Genomic DNA, 15,045 nt, shown 5'->3' on the forward strand with positions numbered 1-15,045 from the left:
AGCGGTTTTTTACCAAAAGAGTTAAGCGCTTAACCCGTTACACTGCAATCTATTAAAGGGAGGATGTTGAGAATGACATTGACAGTGGGGATTATTGGAGCAGGACGAATAGGAAAGATCCATGTTGATAATTTAAGAGGGATTTCTCAAGTAAGGTTGAAAAGTGTATCCGATGTAGCCATCGTTCATCTTGAAGAATGGGCAAAGGAAAAACAAATCGAAGTATTGACTACTAATTACCAGGATATTTTGAATGATCCTGAAATCAATGCTGTGTTTATCTGTTCACCGACCACTACCCATGCCAATTTAATCAAGGAAGCGGCTGCGGCCGGAAAACATATTTTTTGCGAAAAACCCGTTAGCTTTTCAGTGGAAGAAACAGAAGAAGCTCTTGCAGCAGTAGAAAAAGCAGGAGTCTTGCTGCAAGTAGGCTTTAACCGCCGCTTTGATCCCAACTTCCGTAAAATTCGTGAGCTTGTACAAACGGGCGACATTGGCACACCACATATTTTACGAATTACCTCACGTGACCCAGAACCACCAGGAATTGATTACATAAAAACATCAGGCGGACTCTTTATGGACATGGCGATTCACGACTTTGATATGGCGCGCTACATCATGGACAGTGAAGTGGTTGAAGTGTTTGCTAATGGAGCGGTGCTGGTTGATCCGGCGATTGGTGAAGCCGGCGATATTGATACCGCGATTGTTACTTTAAAATTTGCTAATGGCGCCCTCGGTGTTATTGATAACAGCCGTCGTGCTGCATATGGATACGACCAGCGCTTGGAAGTCTTTGGAGATAAAGGTGCCGCACAAGCAGATAACAACCGTGCGAATACCGTTGAGGTTTCCACTGCTCAAAATGTTTCAAAAGAAAAACCATTGTACTTTTTCTTAGAGCGTTATACGCAGGCTTATATTGATGAAGTGAATGAATTTGTAACGTCTATTTTGAAAAATAAACAGGTTATCTGCAGTGGTTATGATGGATTGCAGGCAGAACGAATTGCCAAAGCGGCCAAAAAATCGCTGGAAACCGGTGCACCGGTACAGCTGCAATCTACTGATCAATCGGCGGCTATCTATTAATTTGCTGATCTTTAGTTTGGCGGAATTAACGGAGGAATCAGTACGGGAGTTGGCGGAATTCTTTCAGAAATCGACGGAATAAATAAGAATATTAGCGGAATTATTGTGGAAACAGGCGGAATTAACGTTGGAATTGACGGAATTAATCCCCATTCATGCGGAAATCCACCGGAAATCTACAGAATCATCAAACTCTACCAAAATATCTAACTTTAGAAGGAAGGATGGAAGAAATATGAACCCTCTCCAATTTAATGAGAACAGGCCATTCGACCTGATTGCCATCGGTCGTCTGTGCATTGACCTAAATGCAAATGAGATCAACCGTCCGATGGAGGAGACACGTACTTTTACGAAATATGTTGGCGGTTCACCTGCCAATATTGCGATTGGTTCAGCGCGGCTCGGCCAGAAGACTGGTTTTATCGGCAAGGTATCCAATGACCAAATGGGCCGGTTTATTACTGAATACTTAGAACAAAACCAAATCGATACAACCGGTGTAAAAATTGATCAAACGGGAGCAGTCACCGGTCTTGCTTTTACCGAAATTAAAAGCCCGGAGGAATGCAGCATTTTAATGTACCGTGACAATGTGGCCGATTTGAAGCTCCATCCTTCGGAAATCGATGAAGATTATATTAAGCAATCCAAAGCATTGTTAGTTTCCGGCACTGCACTCGCCAAAAGCCCTTCCCGTGAAGCGGTATTCCTTGCACTTGAATATGCCGTGAAACACGATGTAACGATTTTCTTTGATTTGGATTACAGGCCCTATACTTGGACCGATCAGGCTGAAACGGCAGTCTATTACAATCTCGCTGCTGAAAAGTGTGACGTGATTATCGGGACGCGTGAAGAGTTCGACATGATGGAAAAACTATTAAACATTCAAGAGTCAAATGATAATTTTACGGCATCTCGCTGGTTTTCGTATCGTGCGAAATTGGTGGTGATCAAACATGGAGGATCCGGTTCGATTGCTTATACGAAAGACGGCGCCTCCCATCGAAGCGGCATTTTCCGTACAAACGTCTTGAAGACCTTTGGGGCAGGCGATTCCTATGCATCGGCGTTTATCTACGGACTGATGAACGGTGAAGCCGTATCCGAGGCGATGAAGATGGGCAGTGCCTCAGCCTCCCTAGTGATTTCACGTCATAGCTGTTCCGATGCCATGCCAACAAAGGAAGAACTATTACAACATATGGAAACCGCGGTTTATGAACTAGCCTAAATTTTACGAAGGAAAGGGAGAGTTAAGATGACTGTTACAACTGTAAAAACGTTAAAGAACTATATTGGCGGCGAATGGGTAGAATCAACATCGGAAAAAAGTGAAGTGGTGTATAATCCTGCAACCGGTGAAGAGCTGGCGATTGTTCCCCTCTCTACAAAAGAAGAGGTCGATCAAGCTGTTCAAGCGGCAAACGAAGCCTATAAGAAATGGTCCCAGGTACCAGTACCAAAGCGCGGGCGGATTCTGTTCAAATATCAGCAGCTGCTAGTGGAGCACTGGGATGAGCTTGCTAGATTAGTAACGGTTGAGAATGGAAAAAGTTTTGCTGAGGCACAGGGGGAAGTCCTTCGGGGAATCGAATGTGTTGAATTTGCGGCAGGTGTTCCAACATTAATGATGGGCAAACAGCTTCCGGATATTGCTTCAGGGCTGGAATCCGGTATGTACCGTTACCCAATTGGGGTCATCGGCGGGATTACACCATTTAACTTCCCGATGATGGTTCCATGCTGGATGTTCCCGTTGGCCATCGCTTGTGGAAATACGTTCGTGCTAAAGCCGTCTGAGCGCACACCATTGTTAGCAGCCCGTCTTGCAGAATTATTTGAAGAAGCGGGCCTTCCTAAGGGAGTATTTAACATCGTTAATGGGGCGCATGATGTCGTTAATGGTTTGTTAGAGCACAAGCTTGTGAAGGCGATCAGCTTTGTTGGTTCACAGCCGGTAGCCGAGTATGTGTACAAAACAGGTACAGCTAACTTGAAGCGTGTACAAGCACTTGCAGGTGCAAAAAATCACTCGATTGTTCTAAAGGATGCCAATCTCGATATCGCGGTTAATCAAATTACCGGTGCAGCCTTTGGTTCTGCTGGGGAAAGATGTATGGCTGCCGCGGTCGTAGCGGTGGAAGAATCGATTGCAGATGCCTTCATTGAAAAGCTTAAAAAGGCAGCTGATGAGATCGTCATCGGAAATGGATTGGATGAAGGGGTGTTCTTAGGACCGGTTATCCGTGAGAATGCCAAGCAACGGACCCTTGGCTACATCGAATCCGGCGTTGACCAGGGTGCAGCATTGCTGCGTGATGGACGCAAGGACGAAGCGGTGAACGGCAATGGCTACTTCGTTGGACCAACTATTTTTGATCACGTAACACAGGAAATGAAAATATGGCAGGATGAAATCTTTGCCCCTGTTTTATCAATCGTACGGGTAAAGGATTTAACAGAAGCGATTGAGCTGGCAAATGCCTCTTCTTTTGCAAATGGTGCTTGTCTATTTACGGATAGTGCATCCGCTGTTCGTCAGTTTCGCGAAACGATTGATGCAGGTATGCTTGGCGTGAACATCGGGGTCCCGGCTCCTATGGCGTTCTTCCCGTTCTCTGGATATAAGGATTCCTTTTACGGCGACCTTCATGCCAACGGTACGGATGGCGTCGAATTCTATACAAGAAAGAAAATGCTGACAGCTCGTTATGTTTAAAAATGGATGTGGATGGGGCTAATCCGCTGCATCCCCTTTTTGGGTTCATTGCCCACAGAAGAGTTTTTGCTCGGGGCGGTCAAAGAACCAGGATTTTATTGCCCGCACAGAAGAGTTTTTGCTCAGGACGGTCAAAGAACCAGAGTTTCATTGCCCCAGCAGAAGAGTTTTAGCTTATGAGGGTCAAAGAAACAGAGTTTCATTGCCAGAGCAGAAGAGTGTTACCTCTAGGACGGTCAAAGAACCAGGGTTTCATTGCCCGAGCAGAGGAGTTTTAGCTGAGGACGGTCAAAGAACCAGGGTTTCATTGCCCGAACAGAGGAGTTTTAGCTGAGGACGGTCAAAGAACCAGGGTTTCATTGCCCGAGCAGAAGAGTTTTAGCTTAGGACGGTCAAAGAACCAGAGTTTTATTGCCCGCAGAGGAGTTTTAGCTTAGGACGGTCAATGAAATCCATTATTATAGTTTACTAGAAAAGCTGTTCTGTTTTAAAAAAGGAAATGAGAGGAGTTTTGATGGTGGGTACGATTCGATTGACGACTTCGCAGGCGCTAGTGAAATTTTTGAATGAGCAATATGTTGAATTTGATGGCAAGCAGCAACGGTTTGTTAAAGGGGTCTTTACGATTTTTGGGCATGGGAATGTCCTTGGCCTTGGGCAGGCATTGGAGGAAGATCCAGGTGAACTGGAAGTCTTGCAAGGACGGAATGAGCAGGGGATGGCCAATGCGGCAATGGCGTTTGCCAAGCAAAAGCACCGTAAACAAATTATGGCGTGCACGGCTTCCGTTGGTCCGGGTTCCGCCAATATGATTACGTCAGCGGCGACGGCAACTGCCAATAATATTCCTGTATTGCTGCTCCCTGGAGATGTGTTCGCTACACGCCAGCCGGATCCTGTGCTGCAGCAAGTGGAGCAGACACATGATTTATCCATTTCCACAAATGATGCCTTTCGTGCGGTCAGTAAGTATTGGGACCGGGTCAATCGTCCAGAGCAATTGATGTCAGCGCTCTTGAACGCGATGCGCGTGTTAACCAACCCTGCCGATACAGGTGCCGTTACCATCGCTTTGCCGCAGGACGTCCAAGGGGAAGCGTGGGATTATCCTGAGTCCTTTTTCGCTAAACGGGTTCATCGCATTGAGCGCCGCATGCCGTCTGTCGAAAGTGTCCGTGATGCCGTGAATCTCATTCAATCTAAACAGAAGCCTCTGATGATTCTAGGCGGCGGTGTCCGCTATTCGGAAGCGGCTGAAACCTTTCTGCAATTTTCAAAGAAATTCAACATTCCTTTTGGTGAGACACAGGCTGGAAAAAGTGGTGTCGAGAGCTTTCATCCACTCAATCTCGGTGGAATTGGCGTTACAGGGAATTCAGCAGCCAATACAATTGCAAAGGATGCCGATTTAATCATTGCCGTCGGTACAAGGTTTACTGATTTTACAACAGCTTCCAAGCAATTATTTGCAGATGCCGACGTTCTTACGATTAACATTTCTGAGTTCCATGCTGCAAAACTGGACGCCGTGAAGGTAGTGGCAGATGCCAAGGCTGGGTTAGAAGCGATTGCCGCACAACTTGGTGACTATCGCACGGCCTATGGAGTTGAAATCGAGGAAGCTAAGCAGGGTTGGGAAGAAGAGTTAACTCGACTTACTAGTATTACATATGGAGAAGGATTTTCACCGGAGGTCGCTGGGCATTTAGATGACAAGCTTCCTGAATATAAGGAAGTATTTGGTTCTGACTTAACCCAAACAAGTGTCATCGGTAAGGTGAATGAACTAATTGATGACAACTCAATCGTTGTTGGGGCATCTGGAAGCCTGCCGGGCGATCTTCAGCGGATGTGGGTTTCGAAAGCTCGCAATACCTATCATATGGAATACGGATATTCCTGCATGGGGTACGAGATTGCTGGTGCATTTGGGGCAAAGCTTGCCGAACCAGACAAAGAAGTATATGCAATGTCAGGGGATGGAAGTTATTTAATGCTCCATACTGAGCTCGTTACAAGCGTTCAGGAAGGCAAAAAAATCAATGTTGTTCTTTTTGATAACTCCGGCTTCGGCTGTATAAATAACTTGCAAATGGAAAATGGCATGGGCAGCTTTGGTACGGAATTCCGCAAGCGAAATCCGGAAACAGGTAAACTTGACGGTCCAATCATGAAGATTGACTATGCGAAAGTGGCTGAAGGTTATGGGGTCAAAACCTATTCTGTTCGCACCATGGAGGAGTTAGAAGAGGCGATTCTTGACTCTAAAAAACAAGCTGTCAGCACGTTGATTGATATTAAAGTCCTTCCGAAAACAATGACTCATGGCTATGAGTCCTGGTGGAATGTTGGTGTTGCAGAAGTTTCTAAAAAGGAAAGCATTCAGTCTGCCTATCAAAATAAAGTATCGAATCTTGTAAAAGCACGTGCTTACTAAATAGGAGGGGGAAGGGAAATGTTTCAAGATGTGAAGCTGGCGATTGCGCCAATCGGTTGGACCAATGATGATATGCCAGAGTTAGGCGGGGAAATTACGTTCGAGCAATGTGTTAGTGAAATGGCACTTGCAGGCTTTTCCGGCAGTGAGGTAGGGAATAAATACCCGCGGGACACGGAAGTGTTAAAAAAGGCACTAGGATTACGGGGGCTTGAAATTGCCAGTGCCTGGTTTAGTGCCTTTTTAACTTCGAGGCGATTTGAGGAGACCACGAAGGCATTTATCGAACATCGAGACTTTTTATATGAAATGGGTGCGAAGGTTATTGTGGTTTCTGAACAAGGCAATAGCATTCAAGGTCAGATGGAGACCCCGTTGTTTGAGCAGAAACCGGTTTTTACGGAAGAAGAGTGGAAGCGTTTAGTCGAAGGGCTGCACCTTCTTGGCGACCTTGCAGCCGAAAAAGGGATGAAAATTGTCTATCACCACCATATGGGAACAGGCATCCAAACGGCTGAAGAAATTGACCGGCTGATGGCAGAAACTGACCCAGATAAGGTCTCACTTCTATATGATACAGGTCATCTTGTTTTTTCAGGGGAAAATCATTTGCAGGTACTAAATAAACATATGAACCGTATTAATCATGTGCATTTAAAGGACGTTCGTATCGATGTAGCGAACAAGGTCCGTGATGGGCAGTTGAGTTTCCTTCGAGCGGTTAAACAAGGAGTGTTTACCGTTCCTGGCGATGGAGTGATTGATTTCAAGCCAGTTTTCGAAGCGTTAGCTGCCTCTGGCTATAAAGGCTGGTTTGTGGTTGAGGCTGAACAGGACCCGGCTATCGCTAATCCTTTAGAATATGCTTTAAAAGCACGCAACTATATCCGTGAGCAATGCGGGCTATAAAGGAGGAAACAGTGAATGTATGAAAAACTTGGTGAACTAAAACCTGGGTATACAAGCATTACCGATATGGAAGGCAAACATCCTGATATGCTGCAGGATATTGGTATTTATTCATTAGCTGTAGGTGAAACAGTCGTCTTACTAGACGAGAAAAATGAGTCTGCGATTCTTCTGCTTGAAGGAGAAGTTCGGCTGGAGTGGAGCGGGAACGCTCAAGACATCAAGCGGGAGAGTGTTTTTGAAGAAGATCCGTGGTGTTTGCATGTTCCAAAAGAGGTGGAAGTAACGATTACAGCGCTCGCTGCCAGTGAAGTGCTTGTGCAAAAAACCGATAATGACACGGTCTTTGAAGCGAAGTTGTACACGCCGGAGGATTGCGAAAGTACTGTTGCCGGCGAAGGTGTATGGAACGGGACGGCCGAACGGGTGATTCGAACCATTTTTGATTATAACAATGCCCCTTATTCCAATCTAGTTATTGGAGAGGTCATATCCTATCCGGGCCGCTGGTCCAGTTTTCCGCCGCACCATCATGATCAGCCGGAGGTTTATTATTATCGGTTTAATAAACCACAAGGCTTTGGCTGCGCAATGGTCGGACCAGAAGCCTACCGTGTGGAACATAATAGCTACATCACCATCCCTGGGAAACTGGACCATCCCCAAGCAACCGCACCTGGTTATGCCATGTACTTCTGCTGGATGATACGCCATCTCCAAAACAACCCATGGACCGACCGCATCATGGAAGAAGAACACAAATGGCTGCTCGAGCCTGGTGCGAAAATCTGGCCAGAAAAGTAAGCATGGGGACGGTTCTTGTGCTTCCTTTCTGTCCATTCTTACCACTAGATTCTGGTTGTATCTTGAAAATGACGAAAACGTGGGTCATGCAGCAGGGTGACTACTTTTTGCAGATGTTAAAAGAAAAAACGATTCGCTATTTATATCCAAGTATGCAGCACCATCTTTTACTTACACCAGCTCAGTTAGGAACAAAAGCCGGCATCATCGGTGCGGCACTTTTGACTTTAGTTAGCTTGAGAGACCTAAATTTTGATATATAGATAGGATGCGTAAACGTTAATGACAGCGGTTGTAAAAATAATGCCAACAATAGACTGGCTTACGGATCTGAATGTGTTTTGCAAAAACTTTTGAATCAAGCAAACTTTATTAAGGGGGATTAAAAAATGGAAACACGTTATGCGAACCATCCTGAGGAAATCAAAAGATATACAACAGATGAATTGCGAAAGCATTTTTTAGTGGATACACTGTTTGAAGCCGATCAAGTGCATTTAACTTACACACATGTTGACCGGATGATCTTTGGCGGGGTAACCCCTGCAAAACAAGAATTGACTATTAAACTGGATAAAGAATTAGGGGTTAATTATTTCTTGGAACGGCGTGAAATGGGGATCATTAACATTGGCGGAGAGGGAGTTGTCACCCTTGACGGTGTGGAATATGATATGGTCCGCTATGACGGCTTATATGTTGGAAAAGGGACGGAGGAAGTCTTATTCCGTTCAAAGGACGCTGCTAATCCAGCAAAATTTTATATAAACTCAACCCCTGCCCATCATAAATATCCAACCGTGAAAATTGACATTAATGAAATTAAACCGCTTGAAGCAGGGGAGAATGGGACATTAAATGAACGGAAAATCCATCAATACATCCATCCGAATGTCTGTGAAAGCTGCCAGCTTCAAATGGGCTTGACGATGCTTTCTCCTGGAAGTGTGTGGAATACGATGCCTTGCCATACGCATGAGCGCCGCATGGAAGTATACCTCTATTTTGATATGGAGCCTGATACACGTGTGTTCCATTTTATGGGCAAGCCGGATGAAACGAGACATTTAGTGCTTAAAAATGAACAGGCGGTTATATCACCGAGCTGGTCGATTCATACTGGAACCGCAACAAGTAACTATACGTTTATTTGGGGAATGTGCGGTGAAAACATCACGTATGACGACATGGATCATGTGAAGATGGAAGACTTAAAATAATCGATTTTACTAAATGGATGCAGGTGAGAGACATGAATTTAGGCGTAAGAGGCCATGATTTTCAGAAACGCCCATTAGATGAGTTAGTGAAAGTAATCGCTGACAATGGGTTAAATTGTGTTCAGTTAGTCTTAAAAAAATCTCTTGATGTTAATACCGATTTGGGCAGCTTAAGTCCAGGTTTTGCTCATCATATTCGAAAGGCGTTTTCTGCTGAAAATATCGAAATTGCCGTGCTTGGCTGCTATTTTAATATGATTCATCCTGATCAAACGGAAGGAAGATATGGAATCGAGCGATTTAAGGAGCATATCCGCTATGCTAGGGATTTTGGCTGCAGTATTGTTGCGAGCGAAACGGGCAACGTCAATGCTGAAATTTTTTATACAGAGGAAAATTTCAAAGAAGAGCCGTTCCAAGAAGTAGTCACAAGTGTACGCGAGTTAGTGGAAGAAGCTGAAAAATTTGGAGTTATTGTAGGAATAGAGGCTGGGGTGAATCATCCGGTTTATTCCCCGAAGACACTGAAAAGACTGTTAGACAGCGTCCCTTCCAATAATCTTCAAGTCGTCTTTGATCCGGTTAATTTTTTAACTATCGATAACTACCAGCATCAAGAAGATGTTTTTCAAGAGGCACTTGAGCTGTTTGGGGATAGAATCGCTGTTTTTCATGCCAAGGATTTTATCGTTGAGGGTGACAGGGTCGTTACGACAGCTGTTGGCAAAGGGCTATTAAACTATGATTTCTTATTTCCCTTAGTTAAAGCTAAGAAACCATATATTCAGATCATTATGGAGGAAACCGAAGAGCGGTTTATTGAAAGTAGTTTAATGTATTTAAGAGAAAAATATGAACGGGCATGAATTGGTAAAGGGGATGGGACAAAGATGGAATCGTTATTTACCTTAAAAGGAAAAGTGGCGCTTGTTACGGGAGCCAGCCGCGGTTTGGGGCAGGGAATGGCTGTTGGGCTTGCAGAGGCAGGTGCAGTCGTTATTGGTGCAGGTATGAGTGATATGTCAGAAACCCGAACGCAAATCGAGACTGCTGGTGGAATCTTTCATGAACTAAAGGCCGATTTGTCAGCGGAAGGTGCGGCTTCCCAACTCGCAGCGGATGCTCTTTCTATTTTGGGCCGGATTGATGTTTTAGTTAATAATGCCGGGATCATTCGCCGTGCAGAAGCGGAAAATACTGAAGATCAAGATTGGTATGATGTTATAAATGTAAACCAGCATGCTGTTTTTCAATTGTGCCGGGAAGTGGGGAAACATATGATTGAAAAAGGATCTGGAAAAATTATTAATATTGCGTCAATGCTTTCGTTCCAAGGCGGATTGCGTGTTCCCGCTTATACGGCAAGCAAGCATGCCGTTGCCGGTTTAACAAAATCATTTGCCAATGAGTGGGCTGGTAAAGGGGTAAATGTTAATGCCATTGCACCAGGTTATTTTGAGACAGATAATACCGTGCCAATTCGAGAAAATGCCGATCGCCATGCGTCCATTACCGCCAGAATTCCTCAAGGCCGCTGGGGCCGACCGGAGGATTTAAAAGGGGCTGTGGTGTTTCTGGCATCAGATGCGTCGAACTATGTAAACGGCCATATATTATGCGTAGATGGCGGTTGGATGAGCAGCTGATTTCCAGAAGGGAGCGTGGGGACGGTTCTTATGCTTCGGAAGCATAAGAACCGTCCCCGTGCTTCTATAACTTCAACTGTTCCTTTACTTCTTCGATTTGTTTAATATGTCGTTGTTCATGGAACGGTGCTGCCGTAATCCATTGGTTGGTACTCAATTGCCCAAAGGCAGGATGAGGCATGGGTGGAGCGGTTTTATCAAGCAGGGAAACGTCCTTTATGCTGCTCAGTGCACTGAGAAATTTTGCCTGGCTATTTTGTAGAATTTCTTTTAACTGCTCTAGCGTTTTCGGTTCGGCTGAAGGATGTAAGCGTTCCGGCGCGTTCAATTTCTTCGAACGATCTAGAATAATCTCCTCAAGCGGAATGTCTCTAGGTACAAAGTTTGGTTCCTGGGCAAGTCCAAGTTGAATGATCTGTGCTGCGCCGCCCTCCACAGTTGCAATATGCTGTACAATTTGCGCAATACTCCATTTGTTTTCATTCGGTTTCCAGTTCAATTGACTATAGCTGAGTCCGTCTAGTACAGATAATAGGTACTTTCGATTGGTATTTAACTGTTCTTTAATCGCTAACATGGTGATTGATTTTCCCACCTTCCATATCAAGTGTATTACCAACTTAATTATACGAGATTTTATAAAAATGAAAACACATCGCGGTCAACTTTGAAGAAGGAGTTATCTTAAACATTGTACACGTGTAGGTGGAATTGCCACAGGAGAGGATCTTTTAAATATTTGTTCCCGTGCTTTGGAAGCAAGAGAACCGTCCCCGTGCTTCTAAAAACCAGTGAAAAAATAAAAAGTAGATTAATAGGTATCTTTTTTTATAGGAACTCCTGCTGAATCATTTATAGGAATATCTTAACATGTTTGTTGTATTTGTCGTCCTTTATGCACTTAGTTGTGTAGGTGAAAGGAAATGATTAATTTAGTACATGGCGAAATAGGAAATTGACGATCATCCATAAGGGGATGGATAAAAGGATACCCCCATAAACATCCTAAAACAAATTTCCCTCCATCATCATTCTCTTTCCTATTTTTCACTCCATTGTGTGCATGCTAATTAGCCTAATCATTAAACAAACCGAAGGATTAATTTTACCCAACCAAATAATACGAGCCATAAAGGAACACTTAGGGTAGCTCCCCACATTAAACCTACAAATAAATTCCCTTGCTTCTCCATAAGTCCTCCTATAGATAGTCTTTAATCTCCTATTTGTTTATTAAATAAGGTAGGAATTCAATTCCTCACCCTCAGACATAGTCCTTATTATTCCATGGAAGGAAGGTGTTTAGTCTCATATATTGGTGAATTGGGAGAGGGAAGTAAAACATCAGAAAGGAAAACGCCTTGGTATTACAATTGATCAAGTCATTCTTCTCGAACAGAAACGGAAATAGAGGAGCCTCGGTTTACAGGATTAATACAAAAAAACTCCTTTCACTTAAATGAAGGGAGTTTTTAATGTTATTCGTGGTTTGTGAATAATATTACTATTTTTTATATGTTAAGAATTATTATTTAAACAACGTTTACCTTAATTTTTTCATCAATGACTTTTTGAATAGTCTGGTTATCCCCAATTAAGGTAATCTCGCCAAACGGCTGATTTTCCCCTATTTTAACATTAGCTTCAATTACCGTTCCCGTACCAACAACGGCTCGGTTAATCACCGCATTTTCACCGATAATGGTATTGGGCAAAATAACGGAATCCTTAATAACAGCTCCCTTGCCTACAGTAACTCCATAAAAAAGAACTGAGTTTTCTACCTTTCCAAACACCTTACAGCCTTCACTTATCAAAGATTGGTGTGTACTAGCATTTCCGTCCAAATAGGTTGGCGGCTGGGAGGTTTCTTGAGTATAAATAGACCAGTCTTCATTTTGTAAGATGGGATTGCTTTTAAAGGAAAGTAGATCCATATTCGCTTCCCAGAGACTATCAATGGTTCCGACGTCCTTCCAATATCCTTTGAAACCATAGGCCTGTAATTTGCGATTATCATTGATCATCGCAGGGATAATGTCCTTACCAAAATCCTTAGTAGAGAGTGGGTTTTTTTCTTCTTTTTCTAAATATTTTTTTAACAGTTCCCATTTAAAAATGTAAATCCCCATAGAGGCGAGGTTTGATTTGGGGTTTTCTGGTTTTTCTTCAAAATCTAATATTTCTTTTGACTCGGGATTAATATTCATAATGCCAAATCTATTCGCCTCATTCCATGGTACGTTTATGACAGAAATGGTGGCGTCTGCTGATGTTTTTATATGCTGCTCTAGCATTTTACTATAATCCATCTTATAAATGTGATCTCCGGAAATAATGAGAACGTGCTCTGGATTGTAATTTTCAATGTATCTTAGGTTTTGATAAATGGCGTGTGCGGTGCCTTCATACCATCTTTCACCTGACTCACATTGATAAGGCGGAAGAATGGTAACGCCCCCACTTTTTCGATTTAAGTCCCAGTGCTTGCCATCACCGATGTAATTTTGAAGAGTGTGAGGTTGATACTGTGTTAAAACACCAACAGTATCAATACCAGAATTACTACAATTGCTCAATGTAAAATCAATGATTCGATATTTGCCACCAAATGGAACAGCAGGCTTTGCTATATATTTGGTCAATTCTTTTAATCGAGAACCTCTTCCCCCAGCTAATAGCATAGCAATACATTGTTTTTTCGTCATAGTTGCCTCCAGAATAAAGGATATATGTATTTATCTTAGTTATAAACGATCATCTTCCCATAACTTGTAATATAACTCTTCAGATTCTTGCTCATCCTCTTCATTTATGGTAAAAGTGTCTTCCAACTTTATTGTATCTAATAGACTCTGCATCCAATTTAGCTCCTCTCATGTTGTAAGTTTAGTGCAATCTGTTTTTCATTGTAGCAAACGAGGTAATAAGACAAAATCAAATAATTCCGACTTTTACAAACATAAATCGACATAATTTAAGTAATCTGATGTGTTACCAATAAATTATTTAAAATTAATAATAGAACCTTCACTTTTTCTGTCGAATTATAAGGGAAAAAATCCGAAAATTATAAAAATAAGTATACATAGTTTTTATAGGAAATTTCTTATTTTTTTACAATAAGAGCTATTCGCACAGGAAGTCCGGACACTTATTTTAGCAAAAGGTAAAAGGAAATTGACTCTGTCCTTCGCTCATGAATTATAGTATCCTAATATCTGGACATAATTTTAGTGGATTTTAATATAAAAGATTTGATAATTAGAGGTGAACAGAATGGATTGGAAAATAAAACACTCTACTAAGCAAAGGGTAGACCGGTTTGGAATTACGGTTGATGATATTATTCTTCCAAACGGGGACGAAAAGACGTTTTCTTATTTAGACTTTGCAAAGGGAGTCTGCATTCTTCCTATAACCAATGATCATAAAGTAATTTGTCTAAGACAATATCGCCATGCGATAAATAGCTGGCAATGGGAACTGCCTGCCGGAATGATTGATAAAGAAGATGAATTACCAATTGAAGTGGCCAAAAGGGAACTAGAGGAAGAGACAGGTCATGTTGCAGAGCATTGGCTTGAATTAGGCAGCTTTTATCCTTCTCCAGGCTCAACGACAGAGGAAATCTTCTTGTTTGCGGCAGCGGGCTTAACACCGACTGAGCAAAAGCTCGAGAATAGCGAAACACTTGAATTGCATTATCTCACAATGGAAGAGTTGAAAGATTTGGTCCTTCAAGATGAGTTTAAGCATGGAGCAGGTCTTGCCGCTATTTTAAGATATAAGTTTACAACGGATGAACAGTAATGAGGAGGACTTCTTTTGGAACCATTATTTTTAAAACCCGGTTTTTAAGGAAAGAATTTGGGGCGGGACAGCTTTACAGAAAGAATTCGGCTATGAGATCCCTAGCGAAAACACAGGGGAGTGCTGAGCGATTTCAGCTCACCCTAATGGTATGATTGAAAATGGTCCCTATAAGGGGATGACTCTAGTCAAGTTGTGGGAGGAATATCCTAAGCTCTTTGGAAACCCACAGGAAAAGGTTTTTCCATTATTAACAAAGATTTTAGATGCCAAAATGGACCTATCTGTCCAAGTAAATCCCGATGATTCTTATGCGATGGTTTGGTTTTATGATGATTTTATAGAAAAAAAGGAGGCAGTGCCTCATCAGGGGTTCATTGTGTCATTTTTAGA

General features: G+C 42.8%; 13 protein-coding genes and 1 pseudogene. 12 read left to right on the forward strand and 2 right to left on the reverse strand.

The features are described 5' to 3' along the window. The first annotated feature begins 72 nt into the window (after positions 1 to 72). The 10 genes from iolG (at position 73) to kduD (ending at position 10,839) form a co-directional block, all read left to right on the forward strand. A complete protein-coding gene (iolG, locus tag ACZ9EE_RS18180) occupies positions 73 to 1,098 on the forward strand; it encodes an inositol 2-dehydrogenase (protein ID WP_476029215.1) in 1,026 nt (341 codons plus the stop codon). A gap of 235 nt (positions 1,099 to 1,333) precedes the next feature. Further along, positions 1,334 to 2,335, forward strand: a complete 1,002-nt coding sequence (gene iolC, locus ACZ9EE_RS18185; RefSeq protein WP_476033003.1) for a 5-dehydro-2-deoxygluconokinase — start codon at positions 1,334 to 1,336, stop codon at positions 2,333 to 2,335. A 27-nt stretch (positions 2,336 to 2,362) separates the two neighbouring features. Then, a complete protein-coding gene (locus ACZ9EE_RS18190) occupies positions 2,363 to 3,823 on the forward strand; it encodes a CoA-acylating methylmalonate-semialdehyde dehydrogenase (RefSeq protein WP_476029217.1) in 1,461 nt (486 codons plus the stop codon). 517 nt (positions 3,824 to 4,340) lie between these two features. Beyond that, positions 4,341 to 6,260 carry a 3D-(3,5/4)-trihydroxycyclohexane-1,2-dione acylhydrolase (decyclizing) gene (gene iolD, locus ACZ9EE_RS18195; RefSeq protein WP_476033004.1) on the forward strand — a complete coding sequence of 640 codons (1,920 nt, stop codon included), beginning with the start codon at positions 4,341 to 4,343 and terminating at the stop codon, positions 6,258 to 6,260. An 18-nt stretch (positions 6,261 to 6,278) separates the two neighbouring features. Next, positions 6,279 to 7,169, forward strand: a complete 891-nt coding sequence (gene iolE, locus ACZ9EE_RS18200) for a myo-inosose-2 dehydratase (protein ID WP_476029219.1) — start codon at positions 6,279 to 6,281, stop codon at positions 7,167 to 7,169. A gap of 15 nt (positions 7,170 to 7,184) precedes the next feature. After that, a complete protein-coding gene (locus ACZ9EE_RS18205; protein ID WP_476029221.1) occupies positions 7,185 to 7,973 on the forward strand; it encodes a 5-deoxy-glucuronate isomerase in 789 nt (262 codons plus the stop codon). A gap of 68 nt (positions 7,974 to 8,041) precedes the next feature. After that, a complete protein-coding gene (locus ACZ9EE_RS18210; RefSeq protein ID WP_476029223.1) occupies positions 8,042 to 8,236 on the forward strand; it encodes a hypothetical protein in 195 nt (64 codons plus the stop codon). 126 nt (positions 8,237 to 8,362) lie between these two features. Next, entirely contained in the window at positions 8,363 to 9,193 is an 831-nt protein-coding gene (gene kduI / locus ACZ9EE_RS18215; RefSeq protein WP_476029225.1) for a 5-dehydro-4-deoxy-D-glucuronate isomerase, read from the forward strand. A gap of 32 nt (positions 9,194 to 9,225) precedes the next feature. Then, positions 9,226 to 10,059 carry a sugar phosphate isomerase/epimerase family protein gene (locus ACZ9EE_RS18220; RefSeq protein ID WP_476029227.1) on the forward strand — a complete coding sequence of 278 codons (834 nt, stop codon included), beginning with the start codon at positions 9,226 to 9,228 and terminating at the stop codon, positions 10,057 to 10,059. Between the two features lie 24 nt (positions 10,060 to 10,083). Then, positions 10,084 to 10,839 (forward strand): 2-dehydro-3-deoxy-D-gluconate 5-dehydrogenase KduD, encoded by a 756-nt coding sequence (gene kduD, locus ACZ9EE_RS18225; protein ID WP_476029229.1) that lies wholly within the window; start codon positions 10,084 to 10,086, stop codon positions 10,837 to 10,839. Positions 10,840 to 10,903: 64 nt separating this feature from the next. Here the strand turns inward: kduD and ACZ9EE_RS18230 are convergent, their stop codons facing one another. Beyond that, positions 10,904 to 11,416, reverse strand: coding sequence for a DinB family protein (locus ACZ9EE_RS18230; RefSeq protein ID WP_476029231.1), 513 nt, complete (start codon positions 11,414 to 11,416; stop codon positions 10,904 to 10,906). A 955-nt stretch (positions 11,417 to 12,371) separates the two neighbouring features. Further along, entirely contained in the window at positions 12,372 to 13,547 is a 1,176-nt protein-coding gene (locus tag ACZ9EE_RS18235; RefSeq protein WP_476029233.1) for a glucose-1-phosphate adenylyltransferase, read from the reverse strand. A 571-nt stretch (positions 13,548 to 14,118) separates the two neighbouring features. Between ACZ9EE_RS18235 and ACZ9EE_RS18240 the strand changes: the two genes are divergently transcribed. Further along, the gene (locus tag ACZ9EE_RS18240) at positions 14,119 to 14,652 is read left to right on the forward strand and encodes an NUDIX hydrolase (RefSeq protein WP_476029235.1); all 534 of its coding nucleotides are present in this window, start codon (positions 14,119 to 14,121) and stop codon (positions 14,650 to 14,652) included. A 15-nt stretch (positions 14,653 to 14,667) separates the two neighbouring features. After that, positions 14,668 to 14,974 (forward strand): annotated as a pseudogene (locus tag ACZ9EE_RS18245) (type I phosphomannose isomerase catalytic subunit); the annotation flags it as partial. Positions 14,975 to 15,045 lie beyond the last annotated feature (71 nt).

This window comes from Bacillus sp. URHA0034, assembly GCF_056280405.1.

Bases quoted from the DNA above. Each gene is read 5' to 3' on its own strand.
- ACZ9EE_RS18240 (WP_476029235.1), top strand. From the start codon at position 14,119: ATGGATTGGAAAATAAAACACTCTACTAAGCAAAGGGTAGACCGGTTT.
- ACZ9EE_RS18190 (WP_476029217.1), top strand. From the start codon at position 2,363: ATGACTGTTACAACTGTAAAAACGTTAAAGAACTATATTGGCGGCGAA.
- ACZ9EE_RS18230 (WP_476029231.1), bottom strand. From the start codon at position 11,416: ATGTTAGCGATTAAAGAACAGTTAAATACCAATCGAAAGTACCTATTA.
- ACZ9EE_RS18220 (WP_476029227.1), top strand. From the start codon at position 9,226: ATGAATTTAGGCGTAAGAGGCCATGATTTTCAGAAACGCCCATTAGAT.
- kduD (WP_476029229.1), top strand. From the start codon at position 10,084: ATGGAATCGTTATTTACCTTAAAAGGAAAAGTGGCGCTTGTTACGGGA.
- ACZ9EE_RS18210 (WP_476029223.1), top strand. From the start codon at position 8,042: ATGACGAAAACGTGGGTCATGCAGCAGGGTGACTACTTTTTGCAGATG.
- iolC (WP_476033003.1), top strand. From the start codon at position 1,334: ATGAACCCTCTCCAATTTAATGAGAACAGGCCATTCGACCTGATTGCC.
- ACZ9EE_RS18235 (WP_476029233.1), bottom strand. From the start codon at position 13,547: ATGACGAAAAAACAATGTATTGCTATGCTATTAGCTGGGGGAAGAGGT.
- kduI (WP_476029225.1), top strand. From the start codon at position 8,363: ATGGAAACACGTTATGCGAACCATCCTGAGGAAATCAAAAGATATACA.
- ACZ9EE_RS18205 (WP_476029221.1), top strand. From the start codon at position 7,185: ATGTATGAAAAACTTGGTGAACTAAAACCTGGGTATACAAGCATTACC.
- iolE (WP_476029219.1), top strand. From the start codon at position 6,279: ATGTTTCAAGATGTGAAGCTGGCGATTGCGCCAATCGGTTGGACCAAT.
- iolG (WP_476029215.1), top strand. From the start codon at position 73: ATGACATTGACAGTGGGGATTATTGGAGCAGGACGAATAGGAAAGATC.